The organism is Paenibacillus sp. FSL H7-0323 (assembly GCF_038002725.1).
Taxonomy (GTDB): Bacteria; Bacillota; Bacilli; order Paenibacillales; family Paenibacillaceae; genus Paenibacillus_AQ; species Paenibacillus_AQ odorifer.
Genome location: NZ_JBBODB010000001.1, coordinates 532,009 through 548,914, shown reverse-complemented (window position 1 = coordinate 548,914; position 16,906 = coordinate 532,009). Strand labels below are relative to the sequence as shown.

Below are 16,906 nucleotides of genomic sequence, written 5' to 3'. Positions count from 1 at the left end.
TATCCTGCAGGGCAGCACCTTTTTCGAAAGACGAATAGGTTATTTCACGTTCATATAACGGCTGTAAGCATCCGTGCGAATCTTAACTAACTTTTCAAGTCCCATTTTATTAAGCTTGCTCACATAATCATCCCAGCCCTCGTCAATTCCGCCTTTGCTAATAAATTGCGCCCGCATAGTATTCACATAGCTGTCGATATCCGTAGTCAAGGTTGGCAGCTCCTCGAACTCCTCAGAAGTGTACATTACGTTAGGGAAAGGTGTGGTTACATATTCACTGCCCAGCTTATCCAGTTGCAGCTTCAGTCCATCTCCACTTTCAGGGTTCAGGACGATTTTCGATTCAAAGGATGGGCTCACATATTTCGGTCCAAAATCACGTAGCGATTGATCCCAATACCAAGCATCTGCGCTGGTTCCAGCTGGTGGATCCATCAATGTATAAGTGCTATCATCGTTTTTCTTAATAACCGTTCCAATCGCACCCCAGAAATTCTGAATGCTCGCTTCGTCAGTATAGAACTGATCTGCCCAACGTGCAGCAACCTCAGGATATTTGCAGGATGTGGTGATCAGCAGCTCATTACGGTTAAGATTCATCCCAATCGGATTCCCGATCGTATAACGTTTACCATCTGGTCCGGCAATCGGTGGAATCGTCACATATTGCTCGCTCCATTTCCCAAACACGGCGTCTGGAGTCCATTGGTACGTAAAGCCTACGATTGGAGCATCCGGATTCTGGAACTTAGCCGATCTCATCGTATCGTCCTGAGTGAATACCTCTTTATCTAGCAAGCCTTCCGCATACAATTTATTTTCCCATTTGAGACCTTCTTTGAACTCCTCCGAAATAGGGAAATATATCGCTTTTCCGTCCTTGATAATCATATTATTGTTATTTAAATCGGCAATTCCGAAAGGACTGATCAAGTCATTACCAATTTCAATAAAAGGAATCTCATCTTGTTTTCCATTCCCATTCGGATCTTGTTCTTTAAAAGCTTTGAGCACGTTATAAAGCTCATCAATCGTTTCAGGCACCTTCAAGCCCAATTTGTCCAGCCAGGTCTTGTTAATCACAGGCTGACGTGAGCTTTTTGGACGTGCAGGAAGTCTTGTTGGCAGGGAGTAGATTTTCCCGTCAGGAAATGTGCTGATTTTTTTCATTTCTGGGGTTTCTTCCATAGCTGCTTTGAGATTAGGCATATTTTGCTCGATATAATCATCAAGCGGCCGGAAAAAGCTCAGATTATTTACGATATCGGCATCCCCAAAGGTTTGATCTCCCAAAACGATATCCGGAAGCGTGCCACTTGCCAGCATAATCGACTTCTGCTCACCCCAGTCATTGGAGGACATTACTTGCCAATCGATTTTGACATTCGTATTTTTCTCCAGATCCTTCAGCCATTGGTTTTGCGTAAAGGTGTCCCCCATACTCCCCCAACGGACAGTCAGCACTTTAAGTGTCACAGGCTCATTCACAATCGGCAGACCTTCTTTGTTATAGCTGCTCGTTTCATTTGTCGCTGCATTATTCCCGTTGTTACCGCCGCAGCCAGCAATTCCAAATACCATCGCAGCCGCCAGCAGACCCACAGTCCATTTCTTTGCAGTTTTTTTCTTACTGTGTTGACTCATCTCTTAATCCCCCATTTCAATTTATCAAAATGCATCTGAATAGCTTTATAATAACTTCTTATTTTTTCGTATTCCGGACACATTAAGACGGTTATCCAGACCTTTGAATTCGCTTACAAAAAATACAAAAGCTAAATGCTCTACTTGGGGAGATTTAATAACAGTATCCCGACTTCTGTATGTGCTATCCGGACTTTGAGGGAAATCACTAGCGAGTTCTTATGTTTTTTTCACGCAGAGGTTTTATAATGACTTTATGATCAAAAAAACAGCGAAACATAAAACCTACCCCATTCGCCATTATATAAAAGTCATGATGTTGGTTTCATTCACAGTCCTTATTCTGGATTTAGGAATCAGCATCGCTTCCATTTCCATCGTTAAGCAGCAGTCCACTCGAAACTTGCAGGATACTGCGGCGCTTTACATCAATCGTATTAATCATGATTTTGCCTACATTAATCACTATATGGGCTGGACGCTTGGGAACGATGAGAGCTTACTAACGATGAATACTTACGGGGTCAACAGTATCGAGTTCTTAAAAGCAAATGATAATCTGTTCAAACGCTTTACCGAGCTGCAAAAAAACTACGGGCATGAGTATAACTTCTTCTACTACTTGAAAAATGAGACCTATTTTTTGAATTGTGCACCGATCAGCGTAACCTATACGGATTACAGGGAGCTGAAAAAGAAGATTATTTCTTATATTGATGATAAGGAGATGTATGAGAAGTTTTATTCCAAATGGACGCCTATTCTTGTGAACAACCATTATTATGTAATTAATATCGTGCCCTATTACAATCGCTATTTAATTGGACTGATCTCCGCAGATAATCTGATCCGGCCGCTACGCCAAATTAATCTTGGCGCCAATGGTTATGTTTCTCTAGTAGATGAGAATGAACAGCCTTTAACCAGTCCGATCTCCAATAGCGGAACGTTAATAACGGAAAATGGGGGATTCGCTAATCTTTTGCAATCGCGTACAACCATCAACAGCGCATTCTCAGACACCACCTTCAGCACCAAAATGGTCATTAAATATGGCATATTCGAAAAAATCATGATTGCCCAGCTGCTTATTATGTTATTGTTCTTCATTGTGACCTCCACGTTATGCATTGTTCTGCTCTTTTTCAAAAAAAGAGTGTTAGGTCCGATTCAAAGCTTCTCCGATAACCTTGCTTTCATTAATGAGTCTGGGCAACCCGCAGATTTCAAAAGCAGTGAGATTATAGAGCTGGAACAGGCAAACACTCAGTTTAAAGGCTTGGTTGAACAAATCAAAACCTTTAAAATCGCTATGTACGAGCAGGAACTGGAGAAACAAAGAATACAGCTGGACTATATGAAGCTACAGATTAAACCACACTTTTTCTTAAACTGTCTGACTAGCATCTATAGCATGGCGCAAATTCATATGTATAAAGAAATTGAAAATATGACGTTGTCTACCTCTAAGTATTTCCGTTACATTTTTCAGAATGGCGAGAATTTTGTCCGGTTGGAGGATGAAATCGAGCATGTCCGAACCTACTTGGAGATTCAAAAGCAACGTTATCAGGACGCATTTATTTATTACATCGAACAAGAGGATCAGGCAGGCAGTGTGGAAATTCCACCGTTAGTGCTGCAAACCTTTATCGAAAATTCAATTAAATATGCGATTTCACGCGAACATGAAGCCGAGATCAGACTTACAGTACAACGATTACAGATGGAGCAGGAAGAAGAAATGCTCGTTATCCAGCTCACCGATACCGGTCCCGGTTTTCCACCTCAGGTGTTAGAGAAACTTAATCTTGGAGAGCCCTTGGATCAAAGTAAAGGTACGCAAATCGGCATTATGAATACGCTTAAAAGACTAGAGTACCTATATTTAAAAAGAGCAACCGTCACCTTCTCCAATTTGGAGGGCGGCGGCGCTAGTGTAATCTTATATCTTCCGAAACTTCCTGATAAATCTAAATGAATGGAGAGCAAACTATGAATGTACTGCTTGTTGATGATGACTTTTATGTTATTGCCGCATTGCAAAAGAAAATAGATTGGGAATCACTCCACATTGATACCGTTTATACGGCTAATAATGTCGCTCAAGCACGTGAAATAATAGAAAAGCATTCTGTTCAAATTCTGATTTCAGATATTGAAATGCCGCAGGGCAGCGGACTGGAATTACTGGCATGGATTCGCGAGGGAAATTATAGTATTCAGACTATTCTTCTTACCAATTATGCAGATTTCAACTATGCGCAGAAAGCAATCGAATTGCAGAGCTTTGAATATTTCCTCAAACCCATTGAATTTGACAAGCTGATGTTGATCATCCAAAAGGCGGTCACCCAAGCAAAAGAGCAGCAAAAAAACGAAAAAGCCATTCAGGGCGGTTACTTTTGGCAAAAAAATCAGGCGAAGATTCTTGAGCATTTTTGGCGGAAGCTAGTCAGTGGCAGTACATCATTTCCGATTAAGTTGGCAGACATCACACATGCCATTGAAGAACAAAACCTCTCCTATCAAATGAGCGATACTCTACAGCCTTTGATATTTAACTTATTCCCTTACAATGGCAGCATGGGAAAAGAAGAAAAGGATCTGTTTGATTTTGCCCTGCTAAATGTATTGTACGAATTGTTTCAGCACCCTTGTTTTACCATCGAAAGCATTCTGGAATATAAAGATTATAACTGGATCGCCATTTTAAAATGGAACCAGGCACCAGACACGCAACGGCTTGAAGCATTATGTTCTTCTTTTATTCAAAAGGCGAATCCTTATTTAAAATGTGATGTCTGCTGCAATATTGGCTTATACGATAAACTGAGTAATGTAGGGAATGTTCTAAAACAATCCCTGACTATGGATGAAGAAATTACGAGATGCAGAAATCAGACCTTTTTGGTGGAGGCTTATCTGCAGCAAAATAAACCGGGCTATACACCACCGGATCTTGCCTATTTGGAAGAGCTGCTGAACCAGAATAAATTCACTGCTTTTCTTGAAGAAGTTACACAATATTTAAAGGTCATGCTTAACAATAGAACACTTGAGACCTCTGTCCTTAGCTTGTTCCGTTTAGATGTAGTTCAGCTAGTCTATTCATTTCTCAACCTGAAAGGGATACGATCGCACAAATTATACTCTGGCAAAACTAATGATAAGTTATCTATGCACTCTTTGGATTCAATCGAGGATATGGAAGAATATCTTAAATACCTTGTCACTACAGCCATGAAATATCGTGACTTTGCTGCCCAGCCTAAGTCCGTCGCAGAAGAAATCAAACAATACATTCATTCACATTACGGCGATGATCTGACCCGAAATGATTTGGCTGAAATTGTTTATCTCAATCCTGATTACCTGGCGAGGATATTCAAACGAGAAACTGGGGTTTCATTAGGCAGTTACGTCATCCACGTCCGAATCGCTGCTGCGAAACATCTATTAGAAACCACAAATATGTCTGTATATACCGTCGCGAACAAAGTCGGCTATAGCAACTACTCCTATTTCTCCAAGCTTTTCAAACAAGAAGTAGGTCTCCCTCCAAACGATTATAAAAAGGAACAACAATACAATCCAGCTTACTAAAAGAGGGTAACCCAGCATCTATTTCATGGATGCTGGGTTACCCTCTTTGGGATATCTTCTGAATATTAATTACTGTCTACCTTTACTCCTACGCTGCTGATAATGATCCACCTACGAGCTTACTCTTGCGCCCAGTAATCATACGCCACGCCTGTACTCCTACACTGCCGGAGTCATTTACGCCGAGATTACTCTTACACACAGTAATCATCCGCAATGCCTTTACTCCTTCGCTACCGGGAATCTTACACCCCTGACCTTACTCTTACATCCAGTAACCATTCGCCCCAGGTGCTTCCGGACTCAGATGACGCTATTTGCCCATTTATTGCCTTTTGAGCACAGTTTCGGACTCCAGTGCAGCTATTCCTGAGATATTGCTCCAAACCGAGTGTGTTTCTGGTCAATAGCGACTATGCGGTCCGTTAGAATTCCAAATGTGCCATAAAGCAACGTTTAAGGTCAGCTGGGTCCGATAGCTACTTCCTACGCGGAAATCTGGAGCTAATTAGCGTAGCTTGCCGGGGATCAAGGGGACAGCGCAACTCCGCCAGTAACTATCCGCTTCACTCTCTCCCCTCTGATGCTTTCGGACCCAGATGACGCTATTTGCCCATTTATCGCCTTTTGAGCACAGTTTCGGACTCCAGTGCAGCTATTCATGAGATATTGCTCCAAATCGAGTGTGTTTCAGGTCAATAGCGACTATGCGGTCCGTTAGAATTCCAAATGTGCCATATAGCAGCGTTTAAGGTCCGCTGAGTCCGATAGCTACTTCCTACGCGGAAATCTGGAGCTAATTAGCGAAGCTTGCCGGGGATCAAGGGAAAAGACCAAGACCCCACCAGTAACTATCCGCCTCACTCTTGCAAACAGTAATCATCCACCGCACCTTTACTCCTACGCTACCGGGAATCTTACACCTCATACCTTACTCTTACACCCAGTAATCATCCGCCACGCCTTTTCTCCTACACTACCGGAGTCATTTACGCCGAGCTTACTCTTACAACCAGTAACCACCCGGCCCACTCTCGCCTCAGGTGCTTCCGGACCCAGATGACGCTATTTGCCCATTTATCGCCTTTTGAGCACAGTTTCGGACTCCAGTGCATCTATTCCTGAGATATTGCTCCAAATCGAGTGTGTTTCATGCCAATAGCGACTATGCGGTCCGTTAGAATTCCAAATGTGCCATATAGCAGCGTTTAAGGTCAGCTGGGTCCGATAGCTACTTCCTACGCGGAAATCTGGACCCAATCAGCGAAGCTTGCCGGGGATCAAGGGAAAAGACCAAGACCCCACCAGTAACTATGCGCTTCACTCTTACACCCGGTAATCATCCGCCACGCCTTTTCTCCTACACTACCGGAGTCATTTACGCCGAGCTTACTCTTACAACCAGTAACCACCCGCCCCACTCTCGCCTCAGGTGCTTCCGGACCCAGATGACGCTATTTGCTCATTTATCGCCTTTTGAGCACAGTTTCGGACTCCAGTGCAACTATTCCTGAGATATTGCTCCAAATCGAGTGTGTTTCATGCCAATAGCGACTATGCGGTCCGTTAGAATTCCAAATGTGCCATATAGCAGCGTTTAAGGTCGGCTGAGTCCGATAGCTACTTCGTACGCGGAAATCTGGAGCCAATCAGCGAAGATTGCCGGAGATCAAGGGGACAGCGCAACTCCGCCAGTAACCACCCGCCCCACTCTCGCCTCAGGTGCTTCCGGACTCAGATGACGCTATTTGCCCATTTATCGCCTTTTGAGCACAGTTTCGGACTCCAGTGCAGCTATTCCTGAGATATTGCTCCAAATCGAGTGTGTTTATGGTCAATAGCGACTATGCGGCCCGTTAGAATTCCAAATGTGGCATAAAGCAACGTTTAAGGTCAGCTGGGTCCGATAGCTGCTTCCTACGCGGAAATCTGGAGCAAATCCGCGAAGCTTGCCGGGGATCACGGGAAGGTTCCCCACTGCCAGTAATCTTGCAAGCTCCAAAAAAAACATAAATGCCCCAGCAGTCATAATCAGAACGGCTGGGGCATCTCTTTTACTAAATTAAGCCTGAAGCGCTACATATTTATCGCCAAGCAGATTTTTAAAATAGGTGCGATTGTATAACATACTAGGATGGGATGGATAAAAACTCAACGCCGTTTCATTGTGATGATTCGCCTTCTCGTGTTGGCCGAGACGATCATAACAAAGTGCCAATTGAAGATGCGGCAGCCAGGTATAAAAGATCCCATTCTTCATCCCCATCGAATCGTTATCCCGCGGTAGCTGAATCGCTAGCTCATACCAGTATGCGGCTGGATGCAACTGGCCTTTTTCCAGCAGAAGTGCCCCCAGTCGGCAACAGAACTCTGACCGTGGTTTATCATACTGCAAGGTTTTACATAACGCTTCAAATGCACCGTCTTTATCCCCCAACCGTTCCCGGCATTCGGCAAGCTTTAGGCAAGCCTGGAAATTATCTTCAATCCAGCCCTGCCCACCCGCTAAGAAAATCTCATAGTATTTGCAAGCCTCTTCATTTATAGCATGATCCCTTAATTCATTCGCATAATAATACTGGTCTCTCGGCGAAAATACTTCACCCTGTGCAACTCGTTTTTGATAAATCCGCAAATTACGATCTGTGTATTCCTTATCTTTCTCATGTGTGATGCAGACATCACTACTAAAAGAAGGACCACTTACCTCTAAATACTCATGAACAGGCCCAATCCATTGAAAGTTGCAGCTGCGCCGAACCAGCCTGTTGCGGCGTAAACTAGCTGTGACATTTCCCGCTTTGTCAAAAGCCAGATTATATTGCATGTTCACACTGTGAATATGTCCGGGCAGGATTTCTTTTAGTTTTTTAAAAAGAATCTGATCCTCTTCCTTTATATAATCATCCGCATCAAGCCACAAAATGTACTCCTGAGTAGCTTTGCTAAAGGCAAAATTACGTGCGGCACTAAAATTATCAATCCATTCAAAATCATAAATTACAGCTCCGAAGGACAACGCAATCTCTTTCGTTTTATCCGTCGAGCCTGTATCCACGATAACAATTTCATCTACGAGACTTGTAATGGTAGACAAACATCTGTGTAAGCTTTTTTCTTCATTTCGTACTATCATACATAAACTAATCGTAACCATACTCGCCCTCCTACACGCTTTGTTTGAAATTCTTTCTATATTGATATGCAGGGTTTAAGAAACGGACTCCCTCTCTATCCCGCCCGATCATGAAGAACTTCAGAAATATAAAGGTTATGTAAGAAACTTTCCACTCCATTCTTAGGTCTATATAAGTAAGATCAAAGGAGGTACAACATATATGAAATCCAAACGAAGAGGTGTTAGAAACGGCTGGATCTTAACTTCAATATTATGCGTCGTAATTGTACTAGTGCTGCTGGTTGGATATAAAGGGCTCGACTGGGGTACACCTACCACACCACCTACATCCACCAACGCACAAACTAATAATGAAGCAGATAACAAACATAGCTCCACTCAAGAAATGCTCGAATTTCCTAGCAGTGATCCCGATAATGGGCAGGTCATCATTCCACTGCACACTACGCTCGCGCAGCTAAATATTGATAGTGGTGACGAATATGTAAATACAGAAATCCCCCCCATACCTGAAATGACCTTTGCTTTATCTCAAGACATGAAAAACCAAGTAGAAGCAACGCTGGTCTACCGCCCTGATATCGGTGGAGGTTATCTTCTACTCGCTCCTGCCGGATGGCAGGCTACTGCGGTTGTCGGCGCTAACGGTTCTTATGGAGTTACCTTTCAGGATCCGAACCATCCGGAACAAAACATGCACTATTCAGATACGGCTTGGACTTGTATAGGCTGTGCCATCACTGCAATCGGAGCTTATTTCCCGGAAAAAGCCGAATGGGCTGACGCGCTGGGATTTACCATTAATAATCCACTTAAGTTTAGCGAGCAGCATATTTTAGGTACTGCCGGAGCTGAAGCAAGAACGGTCAGATATACGCTTCAAGCAGACGCGAATGGCTTTCAGGATGAGGGTGCTGCCTATTACGATAAGGGAGAATGGGGTTATTTATTCCGCAGTATCGGAATACATCAAGCTCAAACATCCCCACAGCAGGAAGTAGTGGAGACCCTCATGAAGTTCTTTACAGATAATCATGGACCGCTCTTCATTGCTGACCCAAACGCAGAGAAGCTGGACTAAGGGTGGGAATTTTTAGAGGAAGGTATTTTCAACCTTGCTCTTGCTTTTAGAAAGACGTAGGTGCTATTTTTTGTTATAATCAATGCAATGCGTTGTTTATGAATTCAGACATATATAAAGGGGACGTAACCATGACTCAAATTATTAAAACTCTAACTATTGCAGGCAGCGACTCCAGTGGTGGCGCAGGCATCCAAGCGGATCTAAAAACATTTGAAGAGTATGGTACCTACGGCTTTAGTGCCTTGACCACTATCGTTACTATGGACCCGGACAACGGCTGGCACCATAATGTTTATCCAATTGATGCCTCCATTGTTGCTGAGCAGTTAAAAACTATTTTCGCTGGTGGCCCGGTTAATGCCATGAAGACAGGTATGCTTGGAAGTGTTGAAATTGTGCGCGTTGCAGAGCAAGCGATCAAAGAAAATCTTCAGACTAATGTAGTTATTGATCCAGTTATGGTGTGCAAGGGTGAAGATGAAGTCTTGAACCCTGACAGCGCTGAGGCTATTCGTGACTTATTGCTACCACTAGCAACTGTGGTCACCCCAAACTTGTTTGAAGCAGGTGTTCTTTCAGGTCTTGGCAAACTTACTACCCTTGAGGAAATGAAAGAAGCTGCCCGTCTGATTCATAAGCTCGGTGCACGTAATGTCGTGGTTAAAGGCGGCAAAGCACTCGGCGGCGATCAAGCGATTGATATCTTCTTCGACGGTTCTGAGTACACTGTATTCCAAACAGCCAAAATCGAACCCGCTCACAATCATGGAGCTGGATGTACTTTTGCCGCAGCAATTACAGGCGGTCTAGCTAATGGCTTAACGGTTCATGAAGCTGTTGCAAAAGCTAAAGATTTTGTCTCCGCAGCCATTCGTAATGGATTTGCGTTTAATGAATATGTGGGTCCTGTATTTCACGGTGGTTACCGTTTAGAACGTTAGAACTCGCAATCCAATTACACAAAAAATAAATGGCAGTCCAGACGCTGAACTTCAGCTCTGGACTGCCATTTTTATTTACTATTATTGAAAATCCGTAAATTCAAAACTTTGCTTACCGAACATTGATTTTTTATACGATTATTTTCATAAAAAAAGCACCCGAATCAAGATTCGAGTGCTTCTGAGCTACGTCCTCTAATTATTTTATCAAAATGGATAAAGCACTTTTTGACGCCAAACGGAAAGATAATTCATCCGCTCCCGGCAAGTTCAAAGCCACATTCTCAGCCTTTTCACTATCGTTGAACAGAACAACTGCAATAGAGTTATCTGTATTCTTAAAAGCTACGGAACGAATCACTTCTTGATTGGTGGAGGCGTCAATGCGCACAGCCTTCGGACGAATAAATTTACTGAAATGGGCCAGCGCATAATAGTCGAGCGTATACGTAAGCTCCTTGGTCTCTTGGTTGACTGTCACAACACCACGACAAGTACTTTTGCCAAAACCCGGTACGGTTGGGCCGTTCTTTTCATCTAAGGCCATATTCCATAACACAAAGGATTTACTATGATTTCTAAGAATATCAATCCCTGTTCTCATTACATTGGAGAAGGCTTGTTCAAACGGAGGAATCCATTCTCCACCAGAACCTTCTGTAAAATGCACTTCTTTATCAGCAAAAGCTTTCAGAACCTCTGATTGCGCTGACGCATTGCCACCATACCAGTGCCAAGCTACACCATCTACTTCATCTTTTGCATAATCGAGCACGGTTAACGGATAATCTGGACGATCCCAGTTGTGGTCGTAGCAGAGAATTTTTGTAGCGATGTTATGCTTAACAAAGCTCGGCTTCAGGTAGTTTTTAATGAAATCTTTTTGCGCCTCAGGCAACATTAACATACTAGGGTAGTGTTTGGGTTCAAATAAAGGCTCGTTCTGTGGTGTTACAGCATAAGTTGGCAATCCGTGCCCTTCAAAAGCTTGAATATATCGAACAAAATAATCGGCATAAGCCTGATAATATTCTTGTTTAAGTTCTCCAGCAATCATCGATCCGCTAGTCTTCATCCAACCTGGTGCACTCCATGGAGAAGCCATCAGTTTGATCTCAGGGTTAATTTCCAGAGCTTGTTGCAACAAAGGGATAATGTCTGCTTCATCATGTGCAATAGAGAAGTGGGTTAATTCCGTATCCGTTTCCTGTGCAGGTCTATCGTCATAGCTATAAATATCTCTAGCATAATCCGATGCCCCCATTGGATTTCTTAATACGGACAAACCAATTCCATCTTGTGCGTCAAAAAGCTTGCTCATGACTTCCTTTTTCTGTTCGTTGTCCAGGACTTGATTAATCAAATAAGCGGATGAATCCGTAAAGGATGCTCCAAAGCCATCCATTTCCTGAAAGGTTTGATTCTCGTCAATAGTTACAGTAGTGGTCGCCTCTGCGTCAGCAATTGGAGTTAATTGTTGCAGACTTTGCTCTACAAACAATGTATTCTCCCCGGTGGATTGATATATTTTAAGCTCTGGCATGTTGTTTCCCTCCATTTTTCTATGAAGAGGCCCCAGTGAAGGGGCCACATTCTATTATCTAACTTATTTAAGACCTAATTTTTCTTTGTTATTTTTCATTTTTTCAGAACGAACTTCTACAATCTTATCCCAGTTGTTATCATTTAAAAATGTTTTGTAAGCAGCTAAGGTGCTGTCGAATGTAGCATCGTCTTTAGCGCGGATCATACTTACAAGCGTAGTGTTCCAAGTAGTATCAATTGCAGTAAGACTGCGAGCTTCAGGCGTTCCTTGAGCCGGGTTAATGTTTTCAAGAATAAAGTGTGGTTTTAGCTTTCCTTTGCCCCACTCTTGCATTTGTTTAATGGAATCTGCGAATGCGTCATTACTCAGCGCTTTATCACGGTCATGTCCAAAGAACATAAATTCGCCCATCCGGTAATCTTTTTTGAATTTATCGGCATTATTTAATTGCAGGTCTTTGATTTCAGGCAAGAATTCAATTTTACCGCTGTCGTTAACTTTATAGGTCTCTCCTTCAATACCGTAGTTCATGAGCTTTTGTCCTTCGTCGCTGAGCAAATAAGTGTAAATTTGAATCGCTTTTGCAGGATCCTTAGCCTTTTTAGTAACATAGCTAATCATCCAACCTGTAATTCCGGATTGATTCAACGTTGGTTCATGTCCAACAGTACTTTGTGGGCCATCAATAGCGATATATTCCTTGCCTGGATTTTCTGTCATGAAGATTTGCAGGTTACCACTTTGTTGAGGGGTTCCATCCAAAAGTATTGTTGCATATTTACCGGATTTCACTTTTTCTTCAAAGGCAGTACCGTCATCAGCAAAACTGTCATCACTGATGTCACCATTTCTGTAGACTTCATTTAACGTTTTCAACCAAGTCAAGTAATCCTCATCCAGGTTACGGTTGTAGAATTCGCCATTTTCAGTTTCCATCGGCACTCCGATGAAATCCTCCAATACATCTCCCAAAGAACCAGTGCCTGAACCAATGGAGTTAAAACCAAAAGGAATCATGTCCGGGAATTGTTTTTTGATTTGTTGCATAACGCTCTTGAATTCCTCAGGAGTTCCAAAGCTTGGTTTTCCAATGGCTTCGTAAACATCCTTGCGGATGACAAAGGCTGTTTTAGCAGGGATGTTACCGCTATCATAATCGTTTTGCGTATTGGAATAGTTAGGGTATCCATAGGTCTTGCCATCTGCTAACTGGAACCAGTTCATCGTATCTTTTTCTGCAACTTTATTGAAATACGGATCATATTTATCTGCCAGATCATTTAAAGGCAATGCCCAGGTAGCAGCTTTTTGTACGACTGGAGAGTTGGAATCAAAAATAGTCAACAGATCTGGCATTTCACCGCCGGCAAAAATCGTATTCAGCTTAGTGTCATCGCCTGTAATGAATTTAATGTTGATGTTTAAATCCTCTTTAATTTTCTTGGTGACAAGGTCTTTTCCGAAATCAGTATTCCACCAGTCTGCATTCACGTACCAAGTCAGATCTGTTGTTTCTTTTTTTGTATCCAGCTTCCATGCCGGTGTTTCCGGATCTATAGTATAACGGCCTTCAATGGAGCTTAACTCTTTACTGGAGCTGTCAGAATTACCTTTCGATCCACAACCTGTAAATACTAATACAACAGCCATAAGTGCCGTACAAAGTTTGAGTCCTTTTTTCCCAAATGCTTTGTTCATCTTTTGTTTCCCCCTAAAATGTTTTGTAAGCATTCACTACTTGGAGATTTACTTACTATTCCTTCACCGCCCCCATCATCATGCCTGAGATAAAGTACCTCTGTAATATTGGATACATCACAACAATCGGCAAAGTTGTAATGACAATTGTTGCTAGTTGAACCCCTTTAGTCGTAGTTTCGATAATCGCAGATCCACCAACATTTTGCATGGATTGTGTTTGCGACTGAACAATGATTTCATAGAGCTTCATCTGCAGCGGGTAGAGCGATTGATCGGTAATATATAACTTGGTAGTCATAAAGTCGTTCCACTGCCCAACCCCGTTAAATAACGCAATGGTGGCCATAGCCGGCATGGAAAGAGGGATAAAGATTTTTAGGAAAATGCGCCAGTCACCTGCACCATCAATTTTGGCTGACTCTTCAAGTGAATCCGGTACATTTCTGAAGAAGTTCATTAGAATAACTACATCATAATAACTGAACAAGGCCGGGATAATATAAACCCAGAAGCTGTTTAAGAGGCCTAATGATTTAATCAATAAATACGTAGGGATCATTCCACCAGAGAAAAACATAGTGATTACACCCATGGCAACATACAGCTTACGTCCACGTATGTATTTCTTACTCAAGCCATAACCGATCATGGCACAAAAGAATACGTGGGTAATGACACCAATGAATGTTTTGGCAAGCGATACTACGAATGCTAAACCAATGGTCTCATCTTGAAATACAGCACGATAATTTTCCAAGGAGAACTCTGGAGACCAAAATATGAATCCGCCTTCCGCAAGCGCCTTGCCCGAACTTAAAGAGGATATGACTACATTCCATAAAGGAACGACAATAATGATTGTACAAATACAGAGCAGGATAATATTTAAGGTATTAAAGATTCGACTATCGAGATCTTCTTTAGCCACCGTACGATTCACAGAAATGCCTCCTTCTACAGAACTGATTGATTATCATTTAATTTACTGGATACTTTGTTGGCGCTAATCAGTAGGATGACTGAAACGATGGAGACACCTAAACCAACAGCAGTAGCATAAGAGAAGTCACCTTGCGTCATACCCATACGATACACATAAGAATTAATGACCTCCGCCTTAACGCGGTTCTGAGAATTCATCAATACCAGGGTTTGGTCCAGATTTGATCCTAATAAACCGCTTACAGTGAGAATCAGATTTAAACTGATAATCGGTTTCATGTTAGGAAGTGTGATATTCCAAATTTGTCTCATACGGCTTGCGCCATCTATTTTGGCAGCCTCATAATAAGTAGGATCAATTTTCGACATAATGGCTAAGTAGAGAATCGTTCCCCAACCAGCCTCTTTCCAAATATCGGATAACGTTGCAATCCACCAGTATTTATTCGCATCAAGCAAAATATTTACCGGTTTCGAAATCAGTCCCAAACTGAGCATAATCTCATTAAACATACCGGATGAGGAAAACCAGGCAATCAGCATCCCGCCGAGAACGATCCAGGACAAAAAGTGTGGTAAATAAGAGATGGTTTGCACTATCTTTTTAAAACGTCCACCACTTAATTCGTAAATCATAACGGATAAAATAATAGGAATAACAAACCCTATGGCTAATTTCAGAAAGCTGATCCCTAATGTATTAACTACAGCGTCCCAAAAATATTTATCAGATAAAATAATTCTGAAATTATCGAGCCCTACCCAAGGTGCAGAATCGAGCGTATCAATTACGGTGTAGCTTTTAAAAGCAATCGTCAATCCGTAAATCGGAATAAAACAAAAGATAATCATAAAAATAATTCCCGGGATGACCATGGATTGAATTTCCCATTGTCTCTTGTAATCAATTACAAATTCTTTGACCCTCTGCCCCATAGGCTTTTTCCCGCTCATTGGATTCTTTCCGTTTGTTGGCACTACGGCTAATTTATCCACTTTTTCTTCTCCCCTCCAAATCATGATCCCCAAACAATAAAAACGTTTTTATTTTTTTGAAAAAAAAAACCCTCCCAAAACAACAAAATTATAAAAAATGATCGGGTGAAATCTTGAACCCATTACATATATGTGTTCTTACCGACCAATCTTCACTTGACTAGAACCTCTTACAACTAATTCACCCGCCAATTTCATCATCTCGCCCTGTTCCTTCTTCTGAATCATACGAACGAGGTGATTAATAGCCAAAATACCTTGTCTAGCAATTTGATTTCTTACAGTAGTTAAAGGCGGTGAGAAATATTGCGCAATATCAATATCATCAAACCCCATAACACTAACATCTAGCGGAACTTCGTATCCATGCGATTTCAAAGCTTGAATACATCCAATCGCACTCAAGTCGTTCCCTGCTAAGAAGGCATCAGGTATTTTATCAGGACTATAGTGAAGAAAAGATTTTATAGCGTTGTAAGTGCTTTCTTCTTCAAAATACCCTTGTATAATATACTCTTCATGCGTGGGTAGCTGATACTGACGCAAAGCAGCTAAGTATCCTTCTCTCCGCTGAACACTGTCGTACATCTCATCCACACCAGATATGTAAGCAATCTTTTTATGCCCTAGACTGATTAAATATTTGGTCGCTTCAAACCCCGCTTCAAAAGAATCAAATATCACGCTTCCCATCGTGTCGTTCTTAAGCGGCCGATCCAAAAATACAGCCTTGATCTTGTCTTTCACCATTGCGGCAATTTCTTCTTCGTCTATTCTCAGCTCCTCGTAGATAATGACACCATCCACTCGCCGGCCTAGAATATTGCTCATAATCACTTGTTTGTCCTTGGTAACAAATACATTCAGCCCGTAACCTAGCCGATCACATTCACGCGACATGGACTCAACAAGCTTATAGAAGTATGGACCCGACACACTTGTTGTGAAAAAACCCAGCATTTTGGTTTTCCCATTCCTAAGGAGCTTACCGTTCAGGTTAGGAACATAATTTAATCGCTTCGCAACCTTAAGAACATGTGATTTCGTCTCCGGGTTCAATACATCTACGTCATTTAGCGCGTTGGAAACCGTAGAAATGGAGACTCCAGCCTCTCTGGCAACATCTTTGATCGTTACCTTTTCCATAATGATTCAATCTTCCTTTACGAATAAAAACGTTTTTATAGATTTAAATTAACATAAAAACGTTTTCATTACAATATATTTTTTATTTTTATTTTATCAGAGGTAATAATTGGTACACAAGCTTAAATTTTCTACAGAATCTTATAAAACACCTCTTCTGC

At 41.9% G+C, this 16,906-nt stretch carries 12 protein-coding genes; 4 read left to right on the top strand and 8 right to left on the bottom strand.

All coding sequences use genetic code 11. From position 1 onward, the window contains the following. Positions 1–39: 39 nt before the first annotated feature. Positions 40–1,644 (bottom strand): extracellular solute-binding protein, encoded by a 1,605-nt coding sequence (locus MHH89_RS02520; protein WP_341086242.1) that lies wholly within the window; start codon positions 1,642–1,644, stop codon positions 40–42. 256 nt (positions 1,645–1,900) lie between these two features. Here MHH89_RS02520 and MHH89_RS02515 point away from each other — a divergent pair, with 256 nt between their 5' ends. Together MHH89_RS02515 and MHH89_RS02510 are read left to right on the top strand one after the other, a co-directional pair. Continuing rightward, positions 1,901–3,625 carry a cache domain-containing sensor histidine kinase gene (locus MHH89_RS02515; protein WP_340034332.1) on the top strand — a complete coding sequence of 575 codons (1,725 nt, stop codon included), beginning with the start codon at positions 1,901–1,903 and terminating at the stop codon, positions 3,623–3,625. 14 nt (positions 3,626–3,639) lie between these two features. Then, a complete protein-coding gene (locus tag MHH89_RS02510) occupies positions 3,640–5,250 on the top strand; it encodes a response regulator transcription factor (RefSeq protein ID WP_340034331.1) in 1,611 nt (536 codons plus the stop codon). Between the two features lie 88 nt (positions 5,251–5,338). Here MHH89_RS02510 and MHH89_RS02505 read toward each other — a convergent pair whose 3' ends face one another. Further along, a complete protein-coding gene (locus tag MHH89_RS02505; protein ID WP_340395444.1) occupies positions 5,339–5,467 on the bottom strand; it encodes a hypothetical protein in 129 nt (42 codons plus the stop codon). A gap of 1,845 nt (positions 5,468–7,312) precedes the next feature. After that, the gene (locus MHH89_RS02500; RefSeq protein ID WP_341086238.1) at positions 7,313–8,407 is read right to left on the bottom strand and encodes a glycosyltransferase family 2 protein; all 1,095 of its coding nucleotides are present in this window, start codon (positions 8,405–8,407) and stop codon (positions 7,313–7,315) included. A gap of 181 nt (positions 8,408–8,588) precedes the next feature. On the opposite strand from MHH89_RS02500, the gene MHH89_RS02495 reads away from it, so the two are divergent. After that, positions 8,589–9,470 carry a DUF4850 domain-containing protein gene (locus tag MHH89_RS02495; protein ID WP_076280903.1) on the top strand — a complete coding sequence of 294 codons (882 nt, stop codon included), beginning with the start codon at positions 8,589–8,591 and terminating at the stop codon, positions 9,468–9,470. Between the two features lie 131 nt (positions 9,471–9,601). Continuing rightward, positions 9,602–10,414 carry a bifunctional hydroxymethylpyrimidine kinase/phosphomethylpyrimidine kinase gene (thiD, locus tag MHH89_RS02490; protein ID WP_038570000.1) on the top strand — a complete coding sequence of 271 codons (813 nt, stop codon included), beginning with the start codon at positions 9,602–9,604 and terminating at the stop codon, positions 10,412–10,414. A gap of 199 nt (positions 10,415–10,613) precedes the next feature. On the opposite strand, the gene MHH89_RS02485 is transcribed toward thiD, so the two are convergent. The 5 genes from MHH89_RS02485 to MHH89_RS02465 all read right to left on the bottom strand — a co-directional run bounded on the left by MHH89_RS02485 (position 10,614) and on the right by MHH89_RS02465 (position 16,745). After that, a complete protein-coding gene (locus MHH89_RS02485; RefSeq protein WP_036689741.1) occupies positions 10,614–11,957 on the bottom strand; it encodes a glycoside hydrolase family 30 protein in 1,344 nt (447 codons plus the stop codon). 63 nt (positions 11,958–12,020) lie between these two features. Beyond that, positions 12,021–13,658, bottom strand: a complete 1,638-nt coding sequence (locus MHH89_RS02480; RefSeq protein ID WP_038569996.1) for a sugar ABC transporter substrate-binding protein — start codon at positions 13,656–13,658, stop codon at positions 12,021–12,023. Positions 13,659–13,713: 55 nt separating this feature from the next. Next, on the bottom strand, positions 13,714–14,601 hold the full coding sequence (locus tag MHH89_RS02475) for a carbohydrate ABC transporter permease (RefSeq protein ID WP_036689738.1): 888 nt from the start codon (positions 14,599–14,601) through the stop codon (positions 13,714–13,716). A 14-nt stretch (positions 14,602–14,615) separates the two neighbouring features. After that, positions 14,616–15,557, bottom strand: coding sequence for an ABC transporter permease (locus tag MHH89_RS02470; protein WP_036689816.1), 942 nt, complete (start codon positions 15,555–15,557; stop codon positions 14,616–14,618). Positions 15,558–15,737: 180 nt separating this feature from the next. Further along, positions 15,738–16,745: a LacI family DNA-binding transcriptional regulator gene (locus tag MHH89_RS02465; RefSeq protein WP_036689737.1), complete on the bottom strand. Its 1,008-nt coding sequence runs from the start codon at positions 16,743–16,745 to the stop codon at positions 15,738–15,740. Positions 16,746–16,906 lie beyond the last annotated feature (161 nt).